Source organism: Veillonella parvula, assembly GCF_048309325.1.
GTDB lineage: Bacteria > Bacillota > Negativicutes > Veillonellales > Veillonellaceae > Veillonella > Veillonella parvula_T.
The window spans coordinates 96,358-120,057 of sequence record NZ_DBFBTX010000004.1 but is presented as its reverse complement, the minus strand read 5'-3'; the positions used below and the strand labels follow the sequence as shown (position 1 = coordinate 120,057).

22 protein-coding genes and 1 tRNA gene are annotated in these 23,700 nt (G+C 38.8%); 19 read left to right on the top strand and 4 right to left on the bottom strand.

Going from position 1 to position 23,700, the window contains the following annotated elements:
- Window positions 1-152 precede the first annotated feature (152 nt).
- The 4 genes from ACMKPP_RS03145 (at window position 153) to rpsR (ending at window position 2,451) form a co-directional block, all read left to right on the top strand.
- Complete coding sequence (locus ACMKPP_RS03145) at window positions 153-1,337, top strand: multidrug effflux MFS transporter (RefSeq protein WP_195394453.1); 1,185 nt, start codon at window positions 153-155, stop codon at window positions 1,335-1,337.
- A gap of 141 nt (window positions 1,338-1,478) precedes the next feature.
- Window positions 1,479-1,763, top strand: coding sequence for a 30S ribosomal protein S6 (gene rpsF, locus ACMKPP_RS03140; protein WP_004693799.1), 285 nt, complete (start codon window positions 1,479-1,481; stop codon window positions 1,761-1,763).
- Between the two features lie 19 nt (window positions 1,764-1,782).
- Window positions 1,783-2,181: a single-stranded DNA-binding protein gene (locus ACMKPP_RS03135; protein WP_008602866.1), complete on the top strand. Its 399-nt coding sequence runs from the start codon at window positions 1,783-1,785 to the stop codon at window positions 2,179-2,181.
- Between the two features lie 39 nt (window positions 2,182-2,220).
- Window positions 2,221-2,451: a 30S ribosomal protein S18 gene (rpsR, locus tag ACMKPP_RS03130; protein ID WP_004693795.1), complete on the top strand. Its 231-nt coding sequence runs from the start codon at window positions 2,221-2,223 to the stop codon at window positions 2,449-2,451.
- A gap of 88 nt (window positions 2,452-2,539) precedes the next feature.
- On the opposite strand, the gene ACMKPP_RS03125 is transcribed toward rpsR, so the two are convergent.
- A complete protein-coding gene (locus ACMKPP_RS03125; RefSeq protein ID WP_008602858.1) occupies window positions 2,540-2,956 on the bottom strand; it encodes a MerR family transcriptional regulator in 417 nt (138 codons plus the stop codon).
- A gap of 293 nt (window positions 2,957-3,249) precedes the next feature.
- Here ACMKPP_RS03125 and ACMKPP_RS03120 point away from each other — a divergent pair, with 293 nt between their 5' ends.
- From ACMKPP_RS03120 to ACMKPP_RS03065, 12 genes are all read left to right on the top strand, one after another.
- The gene (locus tag ACMKPP_RS03120) at window positions 3,250-5,007 is read left to right on the top strand and encodes a 1-deoxy-D-xylulose-5-phosphate synthase (protein WP_008602856.1); all 1,758 of its coding nucleotides are present in this window, start codon (window positions 3,250-3,252) and stop codon (window positions 5,005-5,007) included.
- Window positions 5,008-5,336: 329 nt separating this feature from the next.
- Window positions 5,337-6,023, top strand: a complete 687-nt coding sequence (locus ACMKPP_RS03115) for a carboxymuconolactone decarboxylase family protein (RefSeq protein WP_038125785.1) — start codon at window positions 5,337-5,339, stop codon at window positions 6,021-6,023.
- A 201-nt stretch (window positions 6,024-6,224) separates the two neighbouring features.
- Window positions 6,225-6,884, top strand: coding sequence for a tRNA (guanosine(46)-N7)-methyltransferase TrmB (trmB, locus tag ACMKPP_RS03110; RefSeq protein ID WP_008602852.1), 660 nt, complete (start codon window positions 6,225-6,227; stop codon window positions 6,882-6,884).
- 1 nt (window position 6,885) lies between these two features.
- Complete coding sequence (locus ACMKPP_RS03105) at window positions 6,886-8,211, top strand: FtsW/RodA/SpoVE family cell cycle protein (RefSeq protein ID WP_039965363.1); 1,326 nt, start codon at window positions 6,886-6,888, stop codon at window positions 8,209-8,211.
- 128 nt (window positions 8,212-8,339) lie between these two features.
- Window positions 8,340-9,623: a uracil permease gene (gene uraA / locus ACMKPP_RS03100; RefSeq protein ID WP_008602848.1), complete on the top strand. Its 1,284-nt coding sequence runs from the start codon at window positions 8,340-8,342 to the stop codon at window positions 9,621-9,623.
- Window positions 9,624-9,820: 197 nt separating this feature from the next.
- Entirely contained in the window at window positions 9,821-10,285 is a 465-nt protein-coding gene (locus ACMKPP_RS03095; protein WP_418369290.1) for an NfeD family protein, read from the top strand.
- A 36-nt stretch (window positions 10,286-10,321) separates the two neighbouring features.
- A complete protein-coding gene (gene floA, locus ACMKPP_RS03090) occupies window positions 10,322-11,278 on the top strand; it encodes a flotillin-like protein FloA (protein WP_004693762.1) in 957 nt (318 codons plus the stop codon).
- An 8-nt stretch (window positions 11,279-11,286) separates the two neighbouring features.
- Window positions 11,287-11,943 (top strand): hypothetical protein, encoded by a 657-nt coding sequence (locus tag ACMKPP_RS03085; protein ID WP_008602844.1) that lies wholly within the window; start codon window positions 11,287-11,289, stop codon window positions 11,941-11,943.
- 252 nt (window positions 11,944-12,195) lie between these two features.
- Window positions 12,196-12,927 (top strand): sortase, encoded by a 732-nt coding sequence (locus ACMKPP_RS03080; RefSeq protein ID WP_008602843.1) that lies wholly within the window; start codon window positions 12,196-12,198, stop codon window positions 12,925-12,927.
- Between the two features lie 54 nt (window positions 12,928-12,981).
- The gene (locus ACMKPP_RS03075; RefSeq protein WP_039965362.1) at window positions 12,982-13,920 is read left to right on the top strand and encodes a hypothetical protein; all 939 of its coding nucleotides are present in this window, start codon (window positions 12,982-12,984) and stop codon (window positions 13,918-13,920) included.
- A 148-nt stretch (window positions 13,921-14,068) separates the two neighbouring features.
- Complete coding sequence (locus ACMKPP_RS03070; RefSeq protein WP_008602839.1) at window positions 14,069-14,662, top strand: DNA glycosylase; 594 nt, start codon at window positions 14,069-14,071, stop codon at window positions 14,660-14,662.
- A 223-nt stretch (window positions 14,663-14,885) separates the two neighbouring features.
- On the top strand, window positions 14,886-16,172 hold the full coding sequence (locus ACMKPP_RS03065; protein WP_155086384.1) for an MFS transporter: 1,287 nt from the start codon (window positions 14,886-14,888) through the stop codon (window positions 16,170-16,172).
- A 77-nt stretch (window positions 16,173-16,249) separates the two neighbouring features.
- Here ACMKPP_RS03065 and pepT read toward each other — a convergent pair whose 3' ends face one another.
- Complete coding sequence (gene pepT / locus ACMKPP_RS03060) at window positions 16,250-17,473, bottom strand: peptidase T (RefSeq protein WP_004693751.1); 1,224 nt, start codon at window positions 17,471-17,473, stop codon at window positions 16,250-16,252.
- 249 nt (window positions 17,474-17,722) lie between these two features.
- Here pepT and ACMKPP_RS03055 point away from each other — a divergent pair, with 249 nt between their 5' ends.
- From ACMKPP_RS03055 to mmuM, 3 genes are all read left to right on the top strand, one after another.
- Window positions 17,723-19,660, top strand: coding sequence for an OPT family oligopeptide transporter (locus ACMKPP_RS03055; RefSeq protein WP_004697976.1), 1,938 nt, complete (start codon window positions 17,723-17,725; stop codon window positions 19,658-19,660).
- Window positions 19,661-20,011: 351 nt separating this feature from the next.
- Window positions 20,012-20,797 carry a basic amino acid ABC transporter substrate-binding protein gene (locus tag ACMKPP_RS03050; RefSeq protein WP_004693747.1) on the top strand — a complete coding sequence of 262 codons (786 nt, stop codon included), beginning with the start codon at window positions 20,012-20,014 and terminating at the stop codon, window positions 20,795-20,797.
- Between the two features lie 76 nt (window positions 20,798-20,873).
- Window positions 20,874-21,899: a homocysteine S-methyltransferase gene (gene mmuM / locus ACMKPP_RS03045; protein WP_083791386.1), complete on the top strand. Its 1,026-nt coding sequence runs from the start codon at window positions 20,874-20,876 to the stop codon at window positions 21,897-21,899.
- A 96-nt stretch (window positions 21,900-21,995) separates the two neighbouring features.
- Here mmuM and ACMKPP_RS03040 read toward each other — a convergent pair.
- Window positions 21,996-22,086 (bottom strand) — tRNA-Ser (locus tag ACMKPP_RS03040).
- Between the two features lie 225 nt (window positions 22,087-22,311).
- Window positions 22,312-23,547, bottom strand: coding sequence for an FprA family A-type flavoprotein (locus ACMKPP_RS03035; protein WP_008602831.1), 1,236 nt, complete (start codon window positions 23,545-23,547; stop codon window positions 22,312-22,314).
- Window positions 23,548-23,700 lie beyond the last annotated feature (153 nt).

Here is a 23,700-nt window from a genome sequence, read left to right as displayed (position 1 = left end):
AGAGTGATATTACTATAGACCAATTTTTGCGTAGTATTTTACTACGCTTTTTTATTGAAAAAATCAAAACTTTATATAGCATTAATTTTATTTCTGATATAATCTAAATGAATACATATTATAGTGCGATTTTATATGAAAGTGGTGTCTTTATGCTGACGATTAGCAATAAAGGATGGCTTTTTACTTCTATATTAAGTGCTTTGATGGCGTTTACATCGTTGTCTACGGATATTTATTTGCCAGCTATGCCTGAGATGGGGCGTGACCTCAATGGTGATGCGGAGCTTACGTTGACGGGTTTCTTAATTGGGTTTGCGCTAGCTCAGCTTTTTTGGGGCGCCGTTAGTGATAAAATTGGTCGTAAGAAGCCACTGATTATAGGGATAGTCTTATTTATCATAGGGTCTGTGGGCTGTGCCCTAAGTTCGTCTATGCTAGAATTACTAGCTTGGCGTGTGTTTCAGGCTTTTGGTGCCTGTGTAGGACCGATGTTGTCACGGGCTATGATTCGGGATTTATATGGTCGGACTGAGGCGGCTAAAATGTTGTCTACATTGGCCATTGTTATGGCTATAGCGCCTATAGCAGGCCCAATGTTAGCCGGACATTTACTTGTATGGTATACATGGCATTCTATATTCTGGTTGCTTGTTGGTATAGGGCTTTTAATGCTCGTTGCCGTATTAGTGCTTCCGGAAACACATCCCGTAGAGAAGAGGAGCAAAAAGTCTATAGGCCATACCTATAATAATTATTGGATTTTATTACGCAATAAAGGGTTTATGAAATATACCCTATGTGTTAGCTCATTTTATATTGCCATTTATGCGTTTTTAACGGGATCGCCTTATGTATATATAGATGTGTATGAAGTGCCCAAAGAATATTTTGGTTATCTCTTTTCTGTCAATATTATTGGTGTTATGTTGTTAAGTGCTATTAATCGTCGTATTGTAAGTGCTATACGCCTTGATAGACTATTGAAATATGCCACACTATTTGCTGCTGTTTGTGTATCCATTGTTATGGGCTTGATGTTCTTAGATTACCATTCATTGTGGCTAATCGTTATTGGCTGTTTTTTATTCTTCTCTATGAACGGTATCATTGCTGCTGTAACTAATGCATTAGCTTTAGATAGAGCAGGTAGAATGGCTGGATCTGGGGCGGCACTATTAGGTGCCATGCAATATGGTAGTGGTATTGTGTCATCGTTGATACTTACCTTCTTACCAAATGATACGGCCTATCCTATGATGGGGGTAATAGCCATATTTGTAATTATCTGTGCTATTATTGCTTTTCCTGAGGATGAAAAATATAATCGTATATAATATTGGTGAAAGCAAGGACTTAAACTGAGCCCTTGCTTTCATCATTTTTTTAGGTTATAATAGTAAGGCTTATTGATGGTAAGCACTTCCTACCCCTATGTGTCGATAGGGGCATTAGTCCGAAAGAGGAGGTGATTTTGTATGAACAAATACGAAGTCATGTTTATTGTGAAACCAGCTGAAGAGGAAGCAACTAACGCTGTTATTGAAAAAGTAGAAGCTTTAATTGCTCGTGTAGGCGGCACAGTAGAAAAGGTAGATCGTTGGGGCAAGCGTCGTCTTGCTTACGCGGTGAAGAAATTCACTGACGGTTTCTATGTATTGATCAACTTTGAAGCAGCACCTGCTGAAATCAAAGAAATCGATCGTGTATTGAAAATCAACGATGAAGTCCTAAGACATCTAATTGTTAAACACGAAGCATAATTAAAGCCTGGAGGAAAACATGAACTCTGTACAAATTCTAGGTAATTTAGCTCGTGATCCTGAAGTACGCTATACCAAAACTGGTCGTGCGGTAGCAACTTTCACAGTAGCTGCCACAAATACCTATATTGATTCCACAACAAATGAGACGAAAGAACAAACTGCTTTCATCAACTGCGTTGCTTGGGGTAAACTTGGTGAAGCGGTAGGCAATCTTCGTAAAGGCAGTCGTTGCTTTGTAGAAGGTCGTTTGCAAACTCGTTCTTACGAGACTCAGGACGGTCAAAAACGGTACGTTACTGAAGTGGTAGCGAACTTTGTGGGCCAATCCCTTGATATGAATACTAATTCTTTCGAAGGTGGGTCCAATTTTGATAGTTTCAGTACAGGCGGCGATGACGAAAACATCCCGTTCTAGTGTCAGGGACTCCTACTAATTCGAAAAGGAGGATTCGCAATGAGAAGAGATAGAGGCAGAAAGCCAAGAAGAAAAGTATGCGTTTTCTGTGCAGACCATATCGATCAAATCGACTATAAAGATGTTGCTAAACTTCGTCGTTTTACGACTGAACGCGGTAAAATCTTACCTCGTCGTATTTCCGGTACTTGCGCAAAACATCAACGCAAATTGACTACATCTATCAAACGTGCACGTGCAATTGCTTTATTGCCATTCACTGCTGAATAATTGATGAATCAAGGCGGTACAACCATTTGGTTGTGCCGCCTTTTTGCTATACAAAAAAAGAAGCTATCCGTTGGATAGCTCCTCTTTGTTATACAGCTTTATATTTTTTAGGTGGTTCACCATTTTCGGCGGCTTCTTTATCGGCGCGCCACTTGCGTTCGAAATATTTATGATACTCAAGTGGGATATCATTAGGGGTTGCTGTTTCATAAAAGCTGCAAGTGCCTCGACGTTGTGCTTCTTCATAGAACCAGGTTTTAAACTCTAGCATAGATAAGCGAGCTTGTAGGTGCTCAATTTCTGCTAGCACACGATCTCGTTGATTTTTAATAATAGATAATCGATCGTTGATGCGGCTATCGCCTTCAACGCAGCAGTCGATAAAATGTTTGATTTCTTTTATAGGCATACCCGTACGTTTCATACATTCGATTAATTCTAGCCAATCCATATCTTCTTCGCGGAATATACGGATACCTCCACTAGAACGTTCTACGAAGGGCAATAAGCCCTCCTTGTCGTAATAACGCAAAGCAGAAGGTGCTATATTTAGTTTTTCTTGCGATTTCGCCAACAGTATATGTCATTGAAGCTCCTAATATATATGTCATTTATAGATGGATATAAAAATTGTAAATGTAAGGTGTATTGACTTAAACCTAACTTTAAGTTTTATACTAGGTACATACTTGAAGTATAACACTAGTTATTTTTAGTGACAATCTTTATAATCTTTATACTATTTGATGTATAGTGATTGTAGTTGAAGTAATTATAATTTGTATTGAAAGGATTACCATGAACTTAATTGATATAAAATCCCCAGCCGATTTAAAAGGCTTATCTATTTCTGAATTAACAGATTTGACAGCACAAGCTCGTCAAGCTCTCATGACAAAGGTTTCTGAGCACGGCGGCCATTTTGGTCCACCTATGGGTGCAGCAGAAATAATTATGGCCTTGCACTATGTATTTAATTCTCCTGTAGATAAAATCGTATATGATGTATCCCATCAATCGTATGTACATAAAATGGTTACAGGACGTGCCTTAGCGTTCTTAGATCATGATCATTATGATGATGTAACAGGCTATACGGACCCAACTGAAAGTGACCATGATTTCTTTAACATTGGTCATACCTCTACATCGATCTCTTTAGCATCTGGCCTGGCTACTGCTCGAAATCTAAAGGGAGACTCTGAAAATATTATTGCTATCATTGGTGATGGTTCTTTATCTGGTGGGGAAGCCTTTGAAGGTCTTGATTATGCCGCAACATTAAACAGTAATATGATTATTATCGTCAACGACAATGACCAATCCATTGCAGAAAACCATGGTGGTTTGTATCGTGGCCTTCGTGAATTGCGCGAGTCTAACGGTGAAAGCCCTAACAATATTTTCAAGGCTCTTGGTTTGGATTATCGCTTCGTAGCAGATGGTAATGATTTGGAAACCTTGATTGATGTATTTAAGGCTGTAAAAGACATTGATCATCCAATCGTGTTACATATAGTTACGCAAAAGGGTAAGGGCTATGCTATTGCAGAGCAAAATAAAGAAGCCTTCCATTGGACAATGCCCTTTGATTTAGAAACAGGCAAACCAAAAGAAGAGGAGAATGGTCCAACGTATGCTGGTACCATTGCTAATTACTTGATGGATCAAATTAAGGTAGACCCAACGGTAGTAGCTATTAATGCAGGTACACCAGGAGGTTTTGGTTTTACTCCTGAATGGCGCAAGGCGGCAGGCAAACAATACATCGATGTAGGTATTGCAGAAGAACACGCCATCGCAATGAGTTCTGGTATCGCTAAAAATGGTGGTAAACCAGTATTTAATGTATATAGTACCTTCCTACAACGTACTTATGACCAATTGGTACAAGATCTTTGTGTAAATAACAATAGTGCTGTTATTATCAATCACTATGCCTCCGTGTATGGTATGAATGATGTAACTCATTTAGGGTTCTTTGATATTCCTATGCTTACTAGCATTCCTAATTTAGTATACTTAGCACCTACTAATAATGAAGAATTGTTAGCTATGACCGAGTATGCAGTTCATCAACATGAGCATCCTGTAGCAATTCGTGTTCCTGTAGGTGAATTCACAACTACAGGTGTAGCGGATACAACGGATTATAGCATCTTGAATAAATCTGAAGTGACTCGCCGTGGTGAAGGGATTGCTTTATTAGGTCTTGGTAATTTTTACCATTTGGCTAATCAAGTGGCTGATGAATTGGCTAAAGACGGTATCCATGTAACTGTAGTAAACCCTAAATTTGCATCTGGACTTGATGAAGAACTACTAGAAGAATTGAAAGCAAATCATTCTGTAGTATTTACGTTAGAAGATGGTGTCGTTGAAGGCGGTTGGGGTCAGCGTGTAGCTAGCTTCTATGGTCCATCTAATATGCGTGTTAAAAATTATGGTATTGCTAAAGAATTCCACGATCGTTATGATGCAACTGAATTGTTACGAGAAAATGGCGTTTCTCTAGATCAGATTGTGGCGGATGCAAAACAAGTGTTATCTGTTTAGTTTGATAAAATATTAAATAAATAATTCTCTGTAAATATAGTAGAAATCTGGAATTGGCAGATTTCTACTGTGTTATTTTTTTATTTGTTCAATTTCATTCTATAATTAAGTGTGGTTTATAAATATATAATTTTTATAGATAAATATATATAATTTATTAAAAGATTATAGATTTTTTTCGAATAGGACTATAAAAATTAGATGAAGTATTATATAATAATATCTACAGTATGTATTACAGTAGAACAGTAAAATAAATCCATTGATAATGTACGCTACTATTGCAGTATTATACAATTAGTATTAATGATAAGGGAGATTGTAAGACTTTGAAAAGAGTATTAACCTTAACATTAGCCGTGGCCATCGTTGCCGGTGGCTATATGTTTGAGGCTAATGGGGCGGGAGAACAACCTTCTAAACAGGCACCATCTATATCTGAGATAAATATATATACGCCAAAAGAGCTTAATGCACGTCAGAAAGACTTGGTTGAAATCGGCCGCTATACTGCGTCTGGTGATCAAGGTGCATTAAAGAGTGTAATTGCATCTGCTATTGAGCGAGGCACGTTGACGCCACAAGAGGTGAGTATTGCCATTCGTCAACTTTACTCTGCTGCTGGCTTGAAACAAATGAATGCTGCTTTAGCTACATTTGATCAATTACGTGATGAACGCCCTGAGTTTGGCGATGAGTACGAAAAATTGGTTCCAAAGCAAACAGGACTTAGTGCTTTATTGGGGAATGGCACTAATGGGGCACCTTTAACAAAGCCGAAAGCTGAGGAAACAAAAGAGGGGGTTCAATATAATACGTTCCGTATGAAAAAACCAAAACCTCAAAATCGTAATCGTTCACGTTTAGGTAAATTGGACCGTGAATTGGTCGCTGCGGCAGCACTAGGTACTCGAGTTGGTAAAAATAATCTTTTTACTGCAGCTGAAAAGAGTTTATCTGAACTTGGCTTAAGTCAATATCAAATTGAAAATTTAGAAGCTATGATTTTCCAATAAAATGTAGACCTACTTCTTTCGGAAGTAGGTTTTTTTTTATGGCTTCTACTTTCACAGTTTTAATGATTAGGGTTAAATCCATAGAATGTAATTGACGTTTAAGGTCCCCTTTTCTATAATTAATAAGATAGGTATATGACCTGTAATAATAAATATAAACAAATATAAATATATTATTAAAAATAGATGTAAGGAGAAAGTATGCGCCTTCGTAGAAAACCATGGATTGATGAAGCTATTCACGAATATGACTCTCACATCATTTTGTCTGGCCAAGAAGAGTTTAAAGGCAAGTGGCGTGAATTATTTGAACATCCTGAGTACCCATTATATATGGAACTAGGGACGGGGAAAGGTCGCTTTATTGCGGGGATGTCTGAAGCGTATCCAAATGCTAACTTCGTAGGTTTTGAAGTACAAATGGGTGTTATCTATTATGCAGCACAAAAAATCTTTGAAGGAGAGCGAAACAATGCAAAGGTCTCTCTATTTGATATTGCAGGTATCGAAGAGATAGTGGCACCTGGAGAAGTTGATCGTTTCTATATTAACTTCTGTGATCCTTGGCCTAAGGCTAAACATGCAAAACGCCGCCTTACATATCACACATTCCTTGATCGTTATGCCCGCCTTTTGAAAGATGGTGGAGAAGTTCACTTTAAGACAGATAATGAAGGGTTGTTCATGTTCTCTCTTGAAGAGTTTAAAGCGTGTGGTTGGGAGCTTAAAAATGTAACGTATGATTTACATAGCACAGACCTTCCAAATGTAAAAACTGAGTATGAAGAGAAATTTAGTAAAAAAGGACAACCTATTTTTCGCTTAGAAGCAATTAAGCCAAAAGTTCAAAAGGAGGCTTAACATGCAAACACCGAATAAGGGGGATAGTCGGTGGGGCTCACTCTTTAAAAATGATTTACAAGGTATGCTCTTACCTATTCTTCTCATTACAATTATAGGCAGTGTAAATATCTTTAGTGCTACGTATATCAGCTCTATCTATGAAAATACGGGATTACTAGGATACTTTTTAAAACATATGACATTCTTGTTTTTGTCTATGGCGGCTGGTGTTATATTGTATCGTTACGATTACCGTAAGTTACAGAAGCCTCACATGTTGCAAAGAATTATGATTGCTACACTAATTGGTATGATTTTGGTTCTTGTGATTGGTGCAGTCATTAATGGTGCGCGTCGTTGGATTGTTATTGGGCCTGTATCGATTCAACCTTCAGAATTTGCGAAATTGGCTGCCTTGATATGGACGTCGGCTAAATTGAGTACCATGCGGAAATGGGGAAAACCAAAGCATACTAACCCTCTCATTAATTTACAAGGTTATTTTAGTGAACGTATAAGTTATATGTTGCCCATGTTAATATGGCCAATTATATTTGCAGGCTTAACAATCTTGCAACCAGATATGGGCACGACCGTACTGATTTTTGGCTTTTCCTTTGTGCTCATTTACTTAGCGGGCTTTGATGGAAAATTCTTTGGCGGAGCGTTTGCGATAGCTGGATTTCTTGGCTTTATTGCAGCTCGCATGTCACCATATCGCTGGGAACGTATTCAATCTTGGTTTGATCCTTGGCCTCATGCGCAGGATATGGGGTATCAAACAGTTCAAGGGCTGTTGGCCGTAGGTTCTGGCGGTATTTTAGGCGAAGGCTTTATGCAAGGTACATCAAAGTATTTTTACTTACCAGAAGCACATACGGACTTTGCCTTTGCTGTATGGGCCCAAGAAATGGGTTTCATTGGTGCAGTGTTTGTTGTCGTTCTGATTGCGGCTTTTACCTATTTTGGGTTCCGCATTTCTAATAAGGCTCGTGATGAATTCGGGAAATGGTTAGCAATGGGCATAACATTGCTTATCAGTGGTCAGGCTTTGTTTAACATCGCCATGGTATGCGGTATCATGCCTGTAACAGGGGTACCATTACCGTTTGTTAGTTATGGGGGCTCTTCATTATTGATGAATTTCATGGCTATTGGGTTGTTGGCAAGCATTGGTCGTCGTAATGTAGAAGGGGTAAAAGAAGTTGGTACAGCTGAACCATTACCATCTTTGCGTGAAGAAACACAAAGTCGTTTTAAGCCTGCTGCTACGACGCGTACTAATAAGACAAATATGCCTGGATCGTTTAAACCACGGCCTTCTAAAAAGTCGACTCGTAGATAGACTAAATTTGAACGTTAATATCTAACGTATGTATCATAAGATAAATCTGTTTGTGTAAATTCATAGAGTATATTTAAGGACTGTACTATATGAACTTAGCATCGTTATATTGTGTGTGAGGAGAAATGATGAAAGATTATATTGATATTCAAGAACGCCCATCATGGGGCCGAATGTTACCACTTAGTTTTCAACATTTATTTGCCATGTTTGGCTCTACCGTATTGGTACCGTATTTATTAAAAGTAGACCCTGCAACAGCATTGTTTATGAATGGTATTGGTACATTATTATACTTATTCGTGTGTAAGGGTAAGATTCCTGCATATCTTGGTTCCAGCTTTGCTTTTATTGCGCCTGTAGCAGGTGTATTATCTGCTGGTCTTGGCTATGAAGCAGCAAAGGGCGCCTTCGTTATATTTGGTCTATCTTTTGTTATTTTATCTGTTCTCGTCCGTTATATTGGTACGCGTTGGATTGATAAATTATTTCCGCCAGCTGCTATGGGTGCTATCGTAGCGATTATCGGCTTAGAATTAGCGCCAGTAGCGATGAGTATGTCTGGCCTTATCGGTAATCAAGATTTAGGCATGAGCCATAGTCAAGCTGTTATTATCTCTATGTTTTCCTTAGTTGTTACCTTACTAGGAACTGTTGTGTTCCGTGGTTTCTTAGCTGTTATTCCTGTTCTTATTGGTGTTGTATCCGGTTATGTATTGTCTGCTGTGATGGGAGTTGTTGACTTCTCTGGAGTAGAAGCTGCTCCTTGGCTTTCATTGCCTCAGTTCTACGGCATGCCTGTGTTTGATATCAATGCGATTATCATGATTATGCCGGCGCTCTTCGTAGTATTTGCAGAGCATGTTGGTCATTTAGTTGTTACTAGTAATATTGTCGCTAAAGACTTGATGAAAGAGCCAGGTCTACAAAGATCCTTGCTTGGTGATGGCCTTGCAAATATTCTTTCTGGTTTCTTTGGTGCTACACCAAATACGACGTATGGTGAAAACATCGGCGTACTTGCAATTACTCGTTGTTTTAGCGTATGGGTAATTGGCGGTGCTGCAGTGCTTGCGATGATTATATCCTTTGTTGGTAAAGTGGCAGCACTTATTCATGCTATCCCAGTACCTGTTATGGGTGGGGTTTCTATTCTCTTGTTCGGCATTATCGCAGCATCTGGGTTGCGTATGCTTGTAGAACGTAAGGTGGATTATACAAACCCTGTTAATATGATTCTTACATCCGTTATCCTTGTGGTAGGTCTTAGTGGTGCAGAACTTGCGGTTGGACCTGTAGTTTTAAAAGGGATGGGGCTTGCTACTGTAGTAGGTATGGCGATGAGCATTTGTTTGTTGATCCTTCAAAAAACAGGCGTTGGCAATGACCAATTGAAAAAAACAGAAGTATAACCTTATACGACTTTAAGCTCTTGGCATAGAACCTTGAGATTAAAGTGAATTGATTTGTATTCAATACAATAAACGACTACTGAATCAGATTGTATCTGTGAAAGTAGTCGTTTTTGTTTAGTATCTTTATAATTTATCTTCAATATTGTATAATAAACATATAAGTTGTATAAAATTAATTTTAGAGAGGAGGGCCTATGGAGTTTTTAATATGGATGGCTATCGGTGTTTCTTTGATGGCTGTAGAACTCGTAGTACCAGGCGGTATTCTAGGTCTTATCGGTTACTGCGCGTTTCTATGGAGCGTTTATGTAGCTCTTGGGGAAGGTACGGTAGCATTGTATGCTGTGCTAGGATTAACAGCCTTGTTAATTGTCATTATCATTGTGTTCTTTAATCACTTTGAAAAGACGTGGATAGGCAAATTGTTTACCTTAGGGCAAAGGTCTACGACAAAAGCTGGTTATGTATCTAATGATGTATTAGAAGATTTGGCTGGCAAGGAAGGCGTAGCTCATACAACACTACGCCCTGCAGGTATTGCTAAGATTAATGGTAATTTGGTAGATGTTGTAACCGAAGGTGACTTCATCGATGCCGGTTCACCTATTGTGGTCCTTCGAGTTGTAGGTGGTCGCAATATTGTTAGAAAGCTAGATTAAGCTTTCACAACATCGTCGTAAATCATGGAGGTTATTATGGATGTAGGTATTTTAATTTTGATTCCCATTCTGCTGATTGGTATTATGGTATTCTTATATGTTGTGCCATTAGGGCTTTGGGTATCTGCTTTAGCAGCGGGTGTTAATGTTGGTATCTTTACACTTGTAGGTATGCGCTTGCGTCGCGTAAATCCGTCTCAAATTGTAATGCCGTTGATTAAAGCTAATAAAGCGGGGCTTGATGTGAATGTAAATCAGTTGGAAGCTCATTACCTCGCAGGTGGTGACGTTGACCGCGTTGTAGATGCTTTGATTGCCGCTGAACGGGCATCCATTCCGTTGACCTTTGAACGTTCCGCAGCTATCGACCTCGCCGGTCGTGATGTATTGGAAGCGGTTCAAATGTCCGTTAATCCTAAAGTGATTGAAACTCCAATTATTTCTGCGGTAGCAAAAAATGGTATCGAATTGAAAGTTCGTGCTCGTGTTACTGTACGTGCGAATATCGATCGCCTCGTTGGTGGTGCTGGTGAAGCCACAATTATTGCCCGTGTAGGTGAAGGTATCGTAACGACTGTAGGTTCCTCTGAAGAACATACAGATGTATTGGAAAATCCAGATCACATTTCCCGTACTGTATTGGGTAAAGGCCTTGATGCGGGTACTGCATTCGAAATCTTGTCCATCGATATTGCTGACGTAGATGTGGGACGTAACATCGGTGCTCAATTGCAAACTGACCAAGCGGAAGCAGATAAGAAAATTGCTCAAGCTCGTGCCGAAGAACGCCGTGCAATGGCGGTTGCGACAGAACAAGAAATGCGTGCTAAAACACAAGACATGCAAGCTAAGGTTGTGGAAGCACAAGCTGAAGTTCCTAAAGCGTTGGCAGAGGCTTTCAGAAATGGTAATCTAGGCGTTATGGATTACTACAATATGAACAATATTATTGCAGACACTAAAATGCGTGAAAACTTAGCAGATGGTGAATAGGAGTAGCTATGGACTCTATTTTGTCTTCAGTGCTATCCATCTTTTCGCATAATCCAATCTTTGTTTTAGGTATCATCGCGTACATTGCTTTTTCCATTATAAAAAATAAGAATACTGAAGAGTCTGAAGAATATGATGAGTATGAAAGCTCTGGTGGCGGAACTTGGGAAGATATGGAGCGCGAATATGGCATCTCCATAGAACGCAAGGTAGATGAACCGTCTATGGGTGATTTATCTAAGGTTGATGACTTTTATCGGGACTCTTATGAAGATAAACCGATTGTAAATCAGCAACCAGAAGCTCCATCGCAAACTATGGAGGACATACATTTCAATGAAGAGGCTGCAGCAGCTCAACGAGATATTGAGGCCTTATCAATGAAAAGTTCCAGTAGCAATCCGAGTTATACTACCAGTAAGACTCGCTTAGATAGAGAAGCTGTTACGGGGCCGACCTTAAGTGAAAGACTAGCTGAGTTTAAACGAGATAAAGCAGCTAAAGAGGGACAAGTTCTTGTTGAAAATGTAGGCATTACAACTGCGCCTACTGCTCTAGCTGCGACTTCAACTCATGGGCGTAAATCTAATCATGCTTTAAAAGAGGGCATGAAATGGTCGATCATTTTAAGTAAACCTAAAGCTCTTGAACGTAGATACCGCTAATGAAGCAATCTATTTATAAGCGTATAAACTAATTATGGTTTTATTAGAACATAAATAATAACGGATTGTGCACTGATGTGGTATAGCAACCATACTGTCACATATCATAATGTGGGGCATATAATTACATATTGAAAGAGGTTCCTATTGGTCACCTATGTGACTATTAGGAACCTCTTTTTTATTGTTTTTTCCTAGTGAAACTTTCACAATAATAGGGGAAGGAGTTCGTTTATAAGGAAGGGCAAAATTATGTATCGTAATGTGCGTGTTATACCAAAACAGCTGTTGCAGCAATTATATATAGAGAAACAATGGAGCGTTCGCGATGTGGCGGATTATTTTCAATGTAGTGTAGATACCATCATGCGCCGTATGAAAGCGTACGATATCGAACGGAGGCCTCTGAAGAAAGAAATCAATATGGTTCATGTACAAGCTTTGTATGAGACCGGTAAGTGGTCGCTCCATTCATTAGCAAAGCGTTATGATGTGTCTATTACGACGATGGCGAATCGCTTGAAGGAATATGGATTGGCTTGTCAGCAATCAAATAAAAACGTCTCTATAGATGTAGTACGTATATGTAGGGCTTATAAAAGTGGAAATAGTACAGATGCCATTGCTCGTATGTATGGTATATCGCGATGGAAAGTTCACCATGTATTGCGGCATATGGGGAATTGCTTACTTCCTAAAGTTCGAAAGCCTATGCGCGTAGAAGAGATGGCTTATTTATATATTCATCATCACATGAGTACAGATGACATTGGACTGGCTTATGGGATACGTGGTTCTACAGTGGCGATGTATTTGCGAGAGCAAGGTATAGAAATAAGGGCAAATACTCTTGATCTAGACGAAAATAAGATTAAAAAACTCCGTGCACAAGGTTATGGAGTTGCAAAGATTGCACAGGTGATGGGATGCTCTACCTCTGCTGTGCGAAAGCGTCTAGCTATGAAAAAATATATCTCTCCTTGATGTAGTGTGGTAGATACTATATACTTAAATTTATACAATGATGGGAGGAATATTATGCTCGAAATTATATCTGCTTTAACCCCGTTTTTATTACTGGGCTTAGTGGCTGCTGGTTTATCTCGCCTTTCTGGGGTAGCCTTATCTATGGTTGTAGTACCAACTTTATTGATTTGGGGTGCAACTGCGGTTGACGTAATCGCCTTTATGTTGCTCTTTGTGGTGTACAATAACTTCACTATGGAAACACAAGATATTCGTTTAGATTATAAAGATCTTGTTTTATTCCCTAAATGGCGCTTGTGCATTCCCTTCATTTTGAGTTTGGTAAGCGCGTTCTTTGTTCCTGCTGCAGGCATTGCTGTTTTTATGGCTTGCTTTGTTTTAGAGTTATTGGCTACTGTGTATAAACGCATTCCTGAAAATAAACGACCTCGTTTACAGCGCGTAATAGTAGCATCGATTTTGAGTGCTGTTGCAACAGCTGTAGGTGCTTATATAGGTCCTAAAATTCCTAGTGAATTCTATTTTGTCTGTGTAGGCTTATCCATTTTAATCGTTACGGACTTTGCATGGTATGCCGGCAAGCATAGAGATGCTTTTAGAAGCGTATGGGATAGCATTTGGGCTGGTTTTAATATATTCTTAGGCATGTTTGGCGTAGAGGCTTCATATTATCCAGCTGCACTTACGCGATCTATTCCAAATCCAATGGATCGCATGTTGCCTATGGTTACTGTAGTAGGTGGCTATGCAGGCCTTATGGTAGTATTCGGCTTTTATAACATTTTTTCTATACCGTCTTTGATTACAGCTATTGGTGCTGCTATAGGGATACGCCTCTTTGGTATGTATGAATTTCCTCGGAATGGCAGTTTCTCTTATTTAGCAATCGGTTTTGCCGTGGCTGCTGTAATTTGCTTGTATCTCGTATCTCCGACACCAGTTGGTTTTGATCATATTAATACCTTAGTTTCTCAACCAATTGGCCAATAATAATAGATAATGTAAGTCTGTTGATATATTTTAATAAGTTCTTTAGTTGCTTTCACCTAGGAGCTAATTGGATTATAATGTGTGATATATCTCATATATTGTATTGAAAATTAAGTTCATATTAGAATGTGAAAGGAGTTGATGCTATATGGCAGAAACAATTGAAACAAGACCATTCCCTCCATTCTTACCAAAGAAGGCAACAGTCATGATGATGGGCACATTTCCTCCAGAACAATCAAAACGTGCTATGGAATTCCATTATCCAAATTTCCAAAATGATATGTGGCGTGTTTTTGGCCTCGTATTCTTTGATGAAAAGGATCATTTTAGAAATGGTGAGGAAAAAGCGATGGATCCTGAGAAGATTAAAGCCTTTTTGTCTGAAGCTGGAATTGCATCTTGTCCTACTGTTTTGAAAGCTATTCGCGAAAAAGGGAATGCATCTGATGCATTTCTTAAGGTCGTTGAACCAGTTCCACTTGCGGACGTACTGGAGCAAATCCCTGACTGTAAGCATATTGGTACAACAGGCGGCAAGGCTACGGAGATTTTATTGAGCCTTTTACCAGAAAAGGTTAAATTACCTAAAACTGGTGAAACAATTCCTTTTGTATTTAATGGTCGGGAATTGACATTGACACGTTTGCCATCTACATCACGTGCCTATCCGTTGAGCCTACCGAAAAAGGCTGAAGCGTACAAGAATTTCTTCAAAGCTTGTGGTCTAAAAACAAAATAAATATTTAAAGTAGCACCTTTAATAGTTGGCTTTGAGTCTTTTGGTCTCATCTGTCGCTATTGAAGGTGCTTTTATATCGTAAAAATATATGAGGTATTAAAATGGAAATTAATGCATATTTATTGTGAATATGTAGTTTGTTATAAATAAAATTGATGAGATATATAATATTTTAATTCTTGTTTTTTATAATGAGAGGTTTATAATTAACCGTTGTCGCAAACTGGTTGACAATAATTTAAAAAATGGAGTTGATAATATGGATAAGGCTAAGGAGGCCTTGTGGACAAAATCCTTTGTCCTTGATACTTTGATTAATTTCTTAGTATTTTTAATTTATTATTTATTAATCGTTATTATTGCGGTTGTAGCAAAAGATAATCTTCATGCTACGGCTAGTCAAGCGGGACTTGCTGTTGGTATATATATTATTGGCACCGTTGTAGCCCGTTTGTTGGCAGGGCGGTTTATCAGTATCCTAGGGTGTCGCAAGATGCTCTATTTAGGGTTATTGATTTACTTGATTTCAACGGCTATGTATTTCTACACACCTAATTTACTAATGCTTGATAGTGTTCGTTTCTTAAATGGTTTTGCTTATGGTATTACATCTACTGCTACAAGTACTATCATAGCTGCTATTATTCCTACGTCACGCCGTGGGGAAGGGATTAACTATTATGGTTTATCTACCTCTCTAGCAGCTGCAGTAGGGCCATTCTTAGGTATCTTGATGCTTCATAGTCTTGGTTATGATTTCATCATCGCATTCTGTGTTGCACTTATCATCCTCTGTGGTATTGGCTCAGTAATCATGAAATTTAATGAACCTAAACTTGGTATCGAATCTGAAGCACATAAGGGCATTAGAATCTCGGACTACATTGAACCACGGATGAATTCAATCAGTCTTGTTTCCATTCTAGTCGGTTTTGCCTACTCTGGTGTTATTGGCTTTATGGCAGCCTACACAAAAGACCTAGATCTTATTATGGCAGGTACCTTCTTCTTTGTTGTATATGCTGTAGTTATTACTATAACAAGACCATTGCTTGGCATTGTGTTTGATATGAAAGGGGAAAACTTTGTTCTTTATCCTTGTTTTGTATCCTTAGCACTTGGTATTTTCTTATTATCCATCGCTCACTCCACATGGCTTGTGCTTTTATCGGCTGTGTTTGTTGGTCTTGGATATGGTACATTTATGTCCAACGGACAAGCTGTTACTGTTAAAATAGTACCTGTTCATCGTATTGGTGTTGCTACATCCACATACTTCATTGCCTTGGACATGGGGCTAGGCTTTGGCCCCTATATTTTAGGTGCTGTTAAAGAGGTTGTAGGTTATACTAGTATGTTCCATGTAACCGTTGTTGTGGCGCTCCTTGCACTAGTTGCTTATTATTTATTATATGGTCGTTATGTGGGGACTGAAAGAGATCTTTCTTTAAAAGCTCGCGCTGAAGAGGAAGAAATTAGAAATCGTAAGCGTAATAATAAGCTTGCGTAATATGTAAATTAAAAGGACTATACGAGCCTAGGCTCGTATAGTCCTTTTGGTTATCTACTACTGCTTTGCTAATGCTATTATTTTTCAATATTTACAATATTAACGATAACTTCAACAGCTTTTTTCATATCATCGATACATGCGAATTCATGACGGCCATGTAGGTTTTCTACGCCTGTAAAAATATTTGGTGTAGGAATGCCCATGAAGGAGATTTTGGATCCATCTGTGCCACCGCGAATAGGATCACAAATAGGTGTAATCCCAGCTTTTTCCATTGCTGCTTTGGCTACATTTACACATTCCATATTATCTTTGATGACATCGTACATGTTGTAGTATTGGTCTTTTACAGATACTTCACATACTTCACGACCATATATTTCGTTCAATGTTTGACCTGCTTGTAAGAAAAATGCTTTTTTCGCTTCAAACAATTCCTTATCATGGTCGCGGATAATGTAGTTCATTTTACCGGTATCTACTTGTGTTTCCATGCTCATGAGCATAAAGAAGCCTTGGCGACCGCAGGTGTGTTCAGGAACAGCTGCTCCTGGTAATAAAGCGTCAAATTGCATAGCTAGTTTAGCACAGTTAATCATAATGCCCTTGGCTGTTCCTGTGTGAACAGAAACGCCTTTAAGGATAACGGTACCGCCTGCGGCATTAAAGGTTTCGTATTCGAGTTGACCTAGGCTTTCACCATCAATAGTGTAAGCATAGTCTACAGGGAATTGTTTAACATCGAAGTGGTCTGCACCAGTACCGATTTCTTCGTCTGGACCGAAAGCACACATGATTTTACCGTGTTTGATTTCTGGATGAGATACGAGATAGGCGAGAGCTTCCATGATTTCACAGATTCCAGCCTTGTCGTCACCACCGAGGAGTGTTAAACCGTCAGTTACGACTAAAGATTTGCCAATGTAATTTTTTAGATTTGGAAAGTCGGCACGTCGGGTGAAGATTTGGTGTTCTTCGTTGAGGCAAATATCACTACCATCATAGTTTTCTACGATACGAGGTTTAATATTTTCTGCATTATAATCAGCTGTATCCATATGGGCAATGAAGCCGATGGAAGGAGCTTTCTCATCAGTGTTAGCATGTAATGTGCCGATGACAAAACCATTTTCACGATTGTAAATAACCTCATCTAAACCTATTGCCTTTAAATCGGGAACGAGCACATTCGTAGCAAAGTCTACTTGAGTTTGAGTACTAGGAATGGTTGTACTTTCCTCATTAGACCGTGTATTTATGCTCGTATAGCGTACAAAACGTTCGACCATTGATTCCATAATGAGCCTCCTCGTAAGTAAACATACGTGTTATACAGGGCAGTATACGATACCGTTACATAATAATAGAGATTCTTAATATACTTTCATTGTAGAACAGGGACGCCAAAAATGCAAAATAATTATTTATAGAGGGTGTATTGTTTTATTCGCATAGTGCATAGAAAACCATTGAACCATGTGTAGTACCGTGTTAGTATAAAGGTGAATAGTTATACGTTTGTACTTTTTCTGTGAGGAGGTTTTACTATGTCGGACGAGGTTCGTTCCATTCCACCCATAGAACCGGTGTTAGATCCTAAGAAAGATTACGTAGAGATTAACTCATATGTAGTCTTCTGGGGCTTGTTCTATGCGGCAGTTTTCACACTGGCTGTTGGCTATTTATGTTTGAAAATCGGTCAAACAGTAGATGCTTTTGCACCAGTATCTGTACTTGCTATGGGTACAGCAGTTATTTTAAAGCGGCAAAATGCTTTTGCCGAAACGGTACACATTCAAGCTATCGCTAGTTCTAGTACGAACACATTGGCAGGGGCTATGTTCTTCTTGCCAGCTCTTTACATCTGGAATGTAACAGATGTATCCTTTGTACAAATGGCGATTCCTATCATTCTTGGCGGCGTTTTAGGTGTTTTATTATGCGTTATGTTCCGTCGCTATTTCGTTGAGGAAATGCACTATGTGTATCCGTTCCCAAGTGGTCGTGCTGCAGCGGAAGTATTGATGAGTAATGAAGGTAGCAAAGCAAAACTCATGCTTGGCTCTGGTTTAATTGCTCTTGTGTATGACTTTATTCTCAATAGTTTGGGGTGGTGGCAAGAGGTTATTCGCACTGCTACCTTTAAGTGGGGGGCAGCCCTTGCAGATCAAACTAAGCTAACCGCAGCGGTAGATACTGATGCAGCATTGCTTGGCCTTGGTTATTTTACGGGACTTCGCTATGCGGCTATCATTGCAGCCGGTTCTTTCTTCTCTTGGTTTGTATGTATTCCGATTGTGTACTATTTAGCGCCTGAACATATCATGCAAATTGGCGGCCATGCAGTTCCATTAGGGGAGGCCCCAATTCGCAAGGTATTCCTTGATTATGTTCGTCATATTGGTATCGGCATGCTCGCTATGGCAGGCATCATCGGTCTAATTACAATGTCTAAAGTGGTAGCAAATGTTGTTAAAAATGCAGTGCTTGACATCTTTAGTTCTAAAACTGTAGATGTTAATTTGCTTCGTACACAACGTGACGTACCTACATCTTGGATTGGTGCTGGTATCTTGTTATGTACAGTTTTATTTGCAGCATATTTCCATTTTATGTATGCTGAAAGCTTCGGACAAACAATTGTAGCGTTCTTAATCGTTCTTATTATGTCCTTCCTATTGTCTGTAGTGGGGATTAGCTCCATCGCTTATACAGGTACAGAACCGGTTTCAGGTATGACAATCTTTATGATTATTATCTCCGCTGTATGCTTAACCGCAGCAGGTATGACTGGTAAGGTCGGTATGATAGCAGTCCTCATGATGGCATCCTTTATTGGTACTACTATTGGGATGGCTGGTAACTTCATGTCTGAGCTTAAGGTGGCACATATGACAGGTGCTACACCTAAGAAAATGGAACAATGGCAAATCGTTGGTACTATTCTTTGTGCCGTACTTTCTGTAGGTGTTATGATTCTTTTGAACGATGCTTATGGATTTGTAGGAGATCACGCATTAAATGCACCTCAAGCGAACGCTATGGCTGCCATCATTGAGCCAATGATGACTGGTGGTAGTGCTCAATGGCCTCTATACATGGCTGGTGCATTATTTGCAATTATCTTGTGGATGGTAAGAGTTCCACCGTTGGCATTTGCCTTGGGCACATACTTGCCAATGGAAATTAATACACCATTACTTATCGGAGGTTTGATTGCGTATCTTGTACAAAATAGTACAAAAGACAAAGAATTGGCAGATCTTCGCTTCTCCAAAGGTAGTACAATTGCCTCTGGTCTCGTAGCTGGTGGTGCTATTGGCTCCTTGTTTAGTGCAGTGCTTCGTATTGCAGGTGTTGATGTATTTGCTCAAGCTTGGGTAGAAACACCTGAAGCGACATATCTCAGTATCGTAATGTATTTATTACTCTGTACGTTCTTGTACAAGGTAGCTATGTATATAAAAGCTAAACATGCTAAATAAATTACATACTATATATCCTAAATGAATTGAATAGCTTATTTATTCTATAAATAACCAGGAATCCTCCATTTTGGAGATGACCGCCTTTATCAAGTTTCATCTATGCTTGGTAAAGGCGGTCTTTTTATATACTTAGGAATGTTATTTTTGATATAGCTAAAAACTATATCAATTCAATACCTATTGGTATAGTTGGATTTATTGACCCGTACTATATCGAATGTTATCATAAAACTATAATACCTTTAGAGGTATTATTTTTATTATGCTCATAAGTGTAAGTATAGATATATTAGTTGATTAAGAAGAACTCTGTTTCTAGATAGAACAGAGAGAAGTAAGGATAATAATATGAAATTTAAGAAAATAGCAGCTCTATTAGGGGCTTTCACCATTGCTAGTAGTTTATTAATCGCAGGCTGTGGTCAGGAGGGGAATAGTCAGAAGGCATGGCGCGTAGGTACTGATGCGACCTATGCACCATTTGGTTTTAAAGACAAAGATAGTGGTAAATTAGCTGGATTTGATATTGATATTATCAATGCGATTGCAAATGAAGAGGGTATAGAAGCAGATATTCAAAATCTAAACTTTGATGCGCTTTTACCAGCATTACAAAGTAATACCATCGACATCGCTATTTCGGATATGACTATTTCTGAAGAACGAGCAAAATCCGTTGATTTTAGTAAACCGTACTATATTGCAGGTAATGGTCTCGTTGTGAACATAGATAACACCAATATTAATAGCTTTAAGGATCTAGAAGGTAAACGCATTGGTGTATCCATCGGCTCTACTGGTGCAGAGATTGCTAGCAAGATTCCCAATGCCGATGTACATCAGTTTAATATAATTGTCGATGCGTTCTTAGAATTGCAAAATAAAGGCGTCGATGTAGTTATCAATGATACACCAGTAAACGAATATTATGTTAATGGTAAGGGCAAAGGTATCGCAAAGGTTACTGGAGAGGACTATGATGCGGCACCACTAGGTATTGCTGTGAAAAAGGGCAATACAGAATTGCTTAACAAAATCAATGATGGTTTGGCTAAGATCAAAGCAAACGGTAAATATGCAGAAATTTATAAGAAATGGTTTGGTAAGGAGCCTCCAGCAGAGGTATTAAGATAGTTTGTAGATAGTACCAGAATGTATTATTTGATATAATATGCTAGGTAAGCCTCGTGTTATAAGAGGTATGTATAGAATGGGTGGTATGATGGCTAAACGAAGTGCATTTTTAGATATTATTAAGGAAAAGGGCGCCCTCGTCTTAGATGGGGCTTTAGGGACCGAATTAGAGCGTTATGGCTGTGATATTCAACATAAGTTGTGGTCTGCTAAGGTTCTCATGGATCAGCCAGATATCATTAAGAAAATACATATTTCTTATTTAGCTGCGGGTGCCGATATCATTCAAAGCTCTGGCTATCAAGCGACAGTAGCAGGCTTTAAAGGTTTAGGTTATGGAACGGAAGAAGCGATAGAGCTCGTTAAACTATCTGTTCGTTTAGCCGTGCAAGCTCGTAATGAGTTTTTAGAAGCAAAGGCGAGTGGGGCGCTTACATTGCATGGTATTAAGCTCGGTGAAGAGACTCCTGAGGGGGTTAGATATTTTTCTGAAGGTGCTTTACCTAAACCGTTGGTGGCAGCCTCTGTAGGACCTTATGGCGCTTTCTTGGCTGATGGCTCTGAATACCGTGGTTATCCTGATGTGCAAACAGAATATCTAGAGATATTCCATATTCCACGGCTAGCATTATTCTGCGAAGAACATCCAGACATATTATCCTTTGAAACTATACCGTCTTATGCTGAAGCGATTGCTATTGCGAGAGCTATGTCTGATCCATTTACATCAAAAGGTATTCCCGGATGGATTGCTTTTTCCTGTAAAGATGGGCACCATGTTTCTAGTGGCGAAACCATTATTAAATGTGCACAAATGATCGATAAGGTACATCCTATTACGGGGATTGGCATTAATTGTAGTAAACCGGAATATGTAGAATCATTGATAAAAGATATCCGTACCGTTACAGATAAACCAATTGCTGTATATCCTAATCTTGGTGAAAGCTATGATAGTAAAACTAAAACTTGGTATGGCGATGCTGCATCATTTGTAGACTACGTTGAGGTATGGCGAAAAGCTGGAGCTGAAATCATTGGTGGCTGTTGTAGAACGACACCTGAAATTATCGGTGATATTGCAAAGAAAATTCACAACTAATATAGTGTGACATACAAAAAGCTATTCGAGTATAATTCGAATAGCTTTTTCTTTATATGCAAATAAAAAAGCAGTGCGAAAGCACTGCTTTTACTATGGCGGAGAGACAGGGATTTGAACCCTGGGTACGGGATAACCGCACACATGATTTCCAATCATGCTCCTTCAGCCGCTCGGACACCTCTCCATGTATTCTGTTGTGTAACAGGTACTTGTATAGTATATGAAAAAGTTAGATTTATGTCAAGCAAAAAAATAGTAGAATTATTGCATATTTACAAGGCTTTTAAAATATAGTATTTGATCTCAATAAATGGATATAAACCAAAAAACATAGCCTGGTTTTAGGCGTATAAAATCTAGTATATAAAAAGAAAAAAGCCGCCTAAATAGGCGGCTCTTGTATTAGGTATTAGAATACGTCTTTAATTTCAGCAGCTTCAATGGATGCTTTGATATCGTCTGCCATTTTTTCAATTAATGGAAGATCTTCTTCTTTCAAAGAGGATTTGATATCTAGTGGTTCGGAAACGATTTCAATGTCTTTGAAGTCATTTTCGAAATGGGAAACCATTGTTTTCATCGCAGCGGAAGCCCAAGAGTGGTTACCGATGATGGATATCTTATGGTTTTGGAAGTTAAGGGCTTTTAATTCATGGATAAAGTTTTCCATAGTAAGGTATAGATTCAAGTTATATGTAGGTGCGATAGTTACCAAGTTAGTATATTTCCAAGCATCGGAGATGATGTAGGAAGCATTAGTTTTGGAAACATCGTAAATTTTGATATCTGTAACGCCACGTTTGGAGAGTTGTTTAGCCAATTGTTGAGCAATAGCACGAGTATTGCCATACATGGAACCAAAAGCGATGACAACACCTTTTTGCTCGGCTGTATAGCTGGACCAATGTAAGTATTTGTGCGTGATATATTGGATAGATTCAGGGGTGCGCCAGATTGGACCATGAAGTGGAGCAATGCGTTTGATATCAAGGCTAGAAATTTTGCGAAGTGCATTTTGTACTTGCGGTCCGTATTTACCAACGATATTTGTATAGTAACGGCGAGCTTCTTCTTCGTATGTAGCTACGAAATCGGTTTGATCAGCAAAGATATTACCATTAACTGTACCGAATGTACCAAAAGCATCTGCAGAGAACAATGTGCCTGTAGATTTTTCGTATGTACAAGTTACTTCAGGCCAGTGAACCATAGGCATAGTGTAAGAAACCAAAGTATGTTTACCTAAACAGATTTCATCGCCTTCTTTAATTTGATGGTATTGTTCTGGTTTTGGAGTGTTATAGAATTGCTCAAACATGCGGAATGTTGTAGCATTACCTACCATTTTACAATTTGGATACCGTTCCAATGTTTCCAATAATGTTTGGCAATGATCAGGCTCCATATGGTTTACGACGATGTAATCAAGTTCACGACCATTTAAGAGGTGAGTCAAGTTGTCGAAGTACTCTTCGCGAATTTCAGCATCTACGGAGTCTACCACACAAGTCTTTTCATCGTCGATGAAATAGCTGTTATAGCTAACACCATTTGGAATAGGGAATAAGTTTTCGAAACGTTCTGTTGTCCAGTCATTACTACCAATCCAGTAGATATTATGAGTCATTTTCTGAGCACAATGCATAATAAAATCCTTTCTTAACCCACACTAGGTATGTATAGCTTTACATGAGAACTCATGTCTGTAAATATAGTATCAATTTATAATACTAATATTTTCGAAAAAAATCAATATTGAAAAAGCCTACTTGAAGAAGTAGGCTTTCACATGAAAGTT

Bases quoted from the DNA above. Each gene is read 5' to 3' on its own strand.
- ACMKPP_RS03080 (WP_008602843.1), top strand. From the start codon at position 12,196: ATGTATCGTAATGTGCGTGTTATACCAAAACAGCTGTTGCAGCAATTA.
- ACMKPP_RS03035 (WP_008602831.1), bottom strand. From the start codon at position 23,547: ATGCATTGTGCTCAGAAAATGACTCATAATATCTACTGGATTGGTAGT.
- ACMKPP_RS03055 (WP_004697976.1), top strand. From the start codon at position 17,723: ATGTCGGACGAGGTTCGTTCCATTCCACCCATAGAACCGGTGTTAGAT.
- ACMKPP_RS03095 (WP_418369290.1), top strand. From the start codon at position 9,821: ATGGAGTTTTTAATATGGATGGCTATCGGTGTTTCTTTGATGGCTGTA.
- uraA (WP_008602848.1), top strand. From the start codon at position 8,340: ATGAAAGATTATATTGATATTCAAGAACGCCCATCATGGGGCCGAATG.
- rpsR (WP_004693795.1), top strand. From the start codon at position 2,221: ATGAGAAGAGATAGAGGCAGAAAGCCAAGAAGAAAAGTATGCGTTTTC.
- ACMKPP_RS03135 (WP_008602866.1), top strand. From the start codon at position 1,783: ATGAACTCTGTACAAATTCTAGGTAATTTAGCTCGTGATCCTGAAGTA.
- ACMKPP_RS03105 (WP_039965363.1), top strand. From the start codon at position 6,886: ATGCAAACACCGAATAAGGGGGATAGTCGGTGGGGCTCACTCTTTAAA.
- ACMKPP_RS03145 (WP_195394453.1), top strand. From the start codon at position 153: ATGCTGACGATTAGCAATAAAGGATGGCTTTTTACTTCTATATTAAGT.
- trmB (WP_008602852.1), top strand. From the start codon at position 6,225: ATGCGCCTTCGTAGAAAACCATGGATTGATGAAGCTATTCACGAATAT.
- ACMKPP_RS03120 (WP_008602856.1), top strand. From the start codon at position 3,250: ATGAACTTAATTGATATAAAATCCCCAGCCGATTTAAAAGGCTTATCT.
- ACMKPP_RS03070 (WP_008602839.1), top strand. From the start codon at position 14,069: ATGGCAGAAACAATTGAAACAAGACCATTCCCTCCATTCTTACCAAAG.
- floA (WP_004693762.1), top strand. From the start codon at position 10,322: ATGGATGTAGGTATTTTAATTTTGATTCCCATTCTGCTGATTGGTATT.
- ACMKPP_RS03050 (WP_004693747.1), top strand. From the start codon at position 20,012: ATGAAATTTAAGAAAATAGCAGCTCTATTAGGGGCTTTCACCATTGCT.
- pepT (WP_004693751.1), bottom strand. From the start codon at position 17,473: ATGGAATCAATGGTCGAACGTTTTGTACGCTATACGAGCATAAATACA.
- rpsF (WP_004693799.1), top strand. From the start codon at position 1,479: ATGAACAAATACGAAGTCATGTTTATTGTGAAACCAGCTGAAGAGGAA.
- mmuM (WP_083791386.1), top strand. From the start codon at position 20,874: ATGGGTGGTATGATGGCTAAACGAAGTGCATTTTTAGATATTATTAAG.
- ACMKPP_RS03085 (WP_008602844.1), top strand. From the start codon at position 11,287: ATGGACTCTATTTTGTCTTCAGTGCTATCCATCTTTTCGCATAATCCA.
- ACMKPP_RS03075 (WP_039965362.1), top strand. From the start codon at position 12,982: ATGCTCGAAATTATATCTGCTTTAACCCCGTTTTTATTACTGGGCTTA.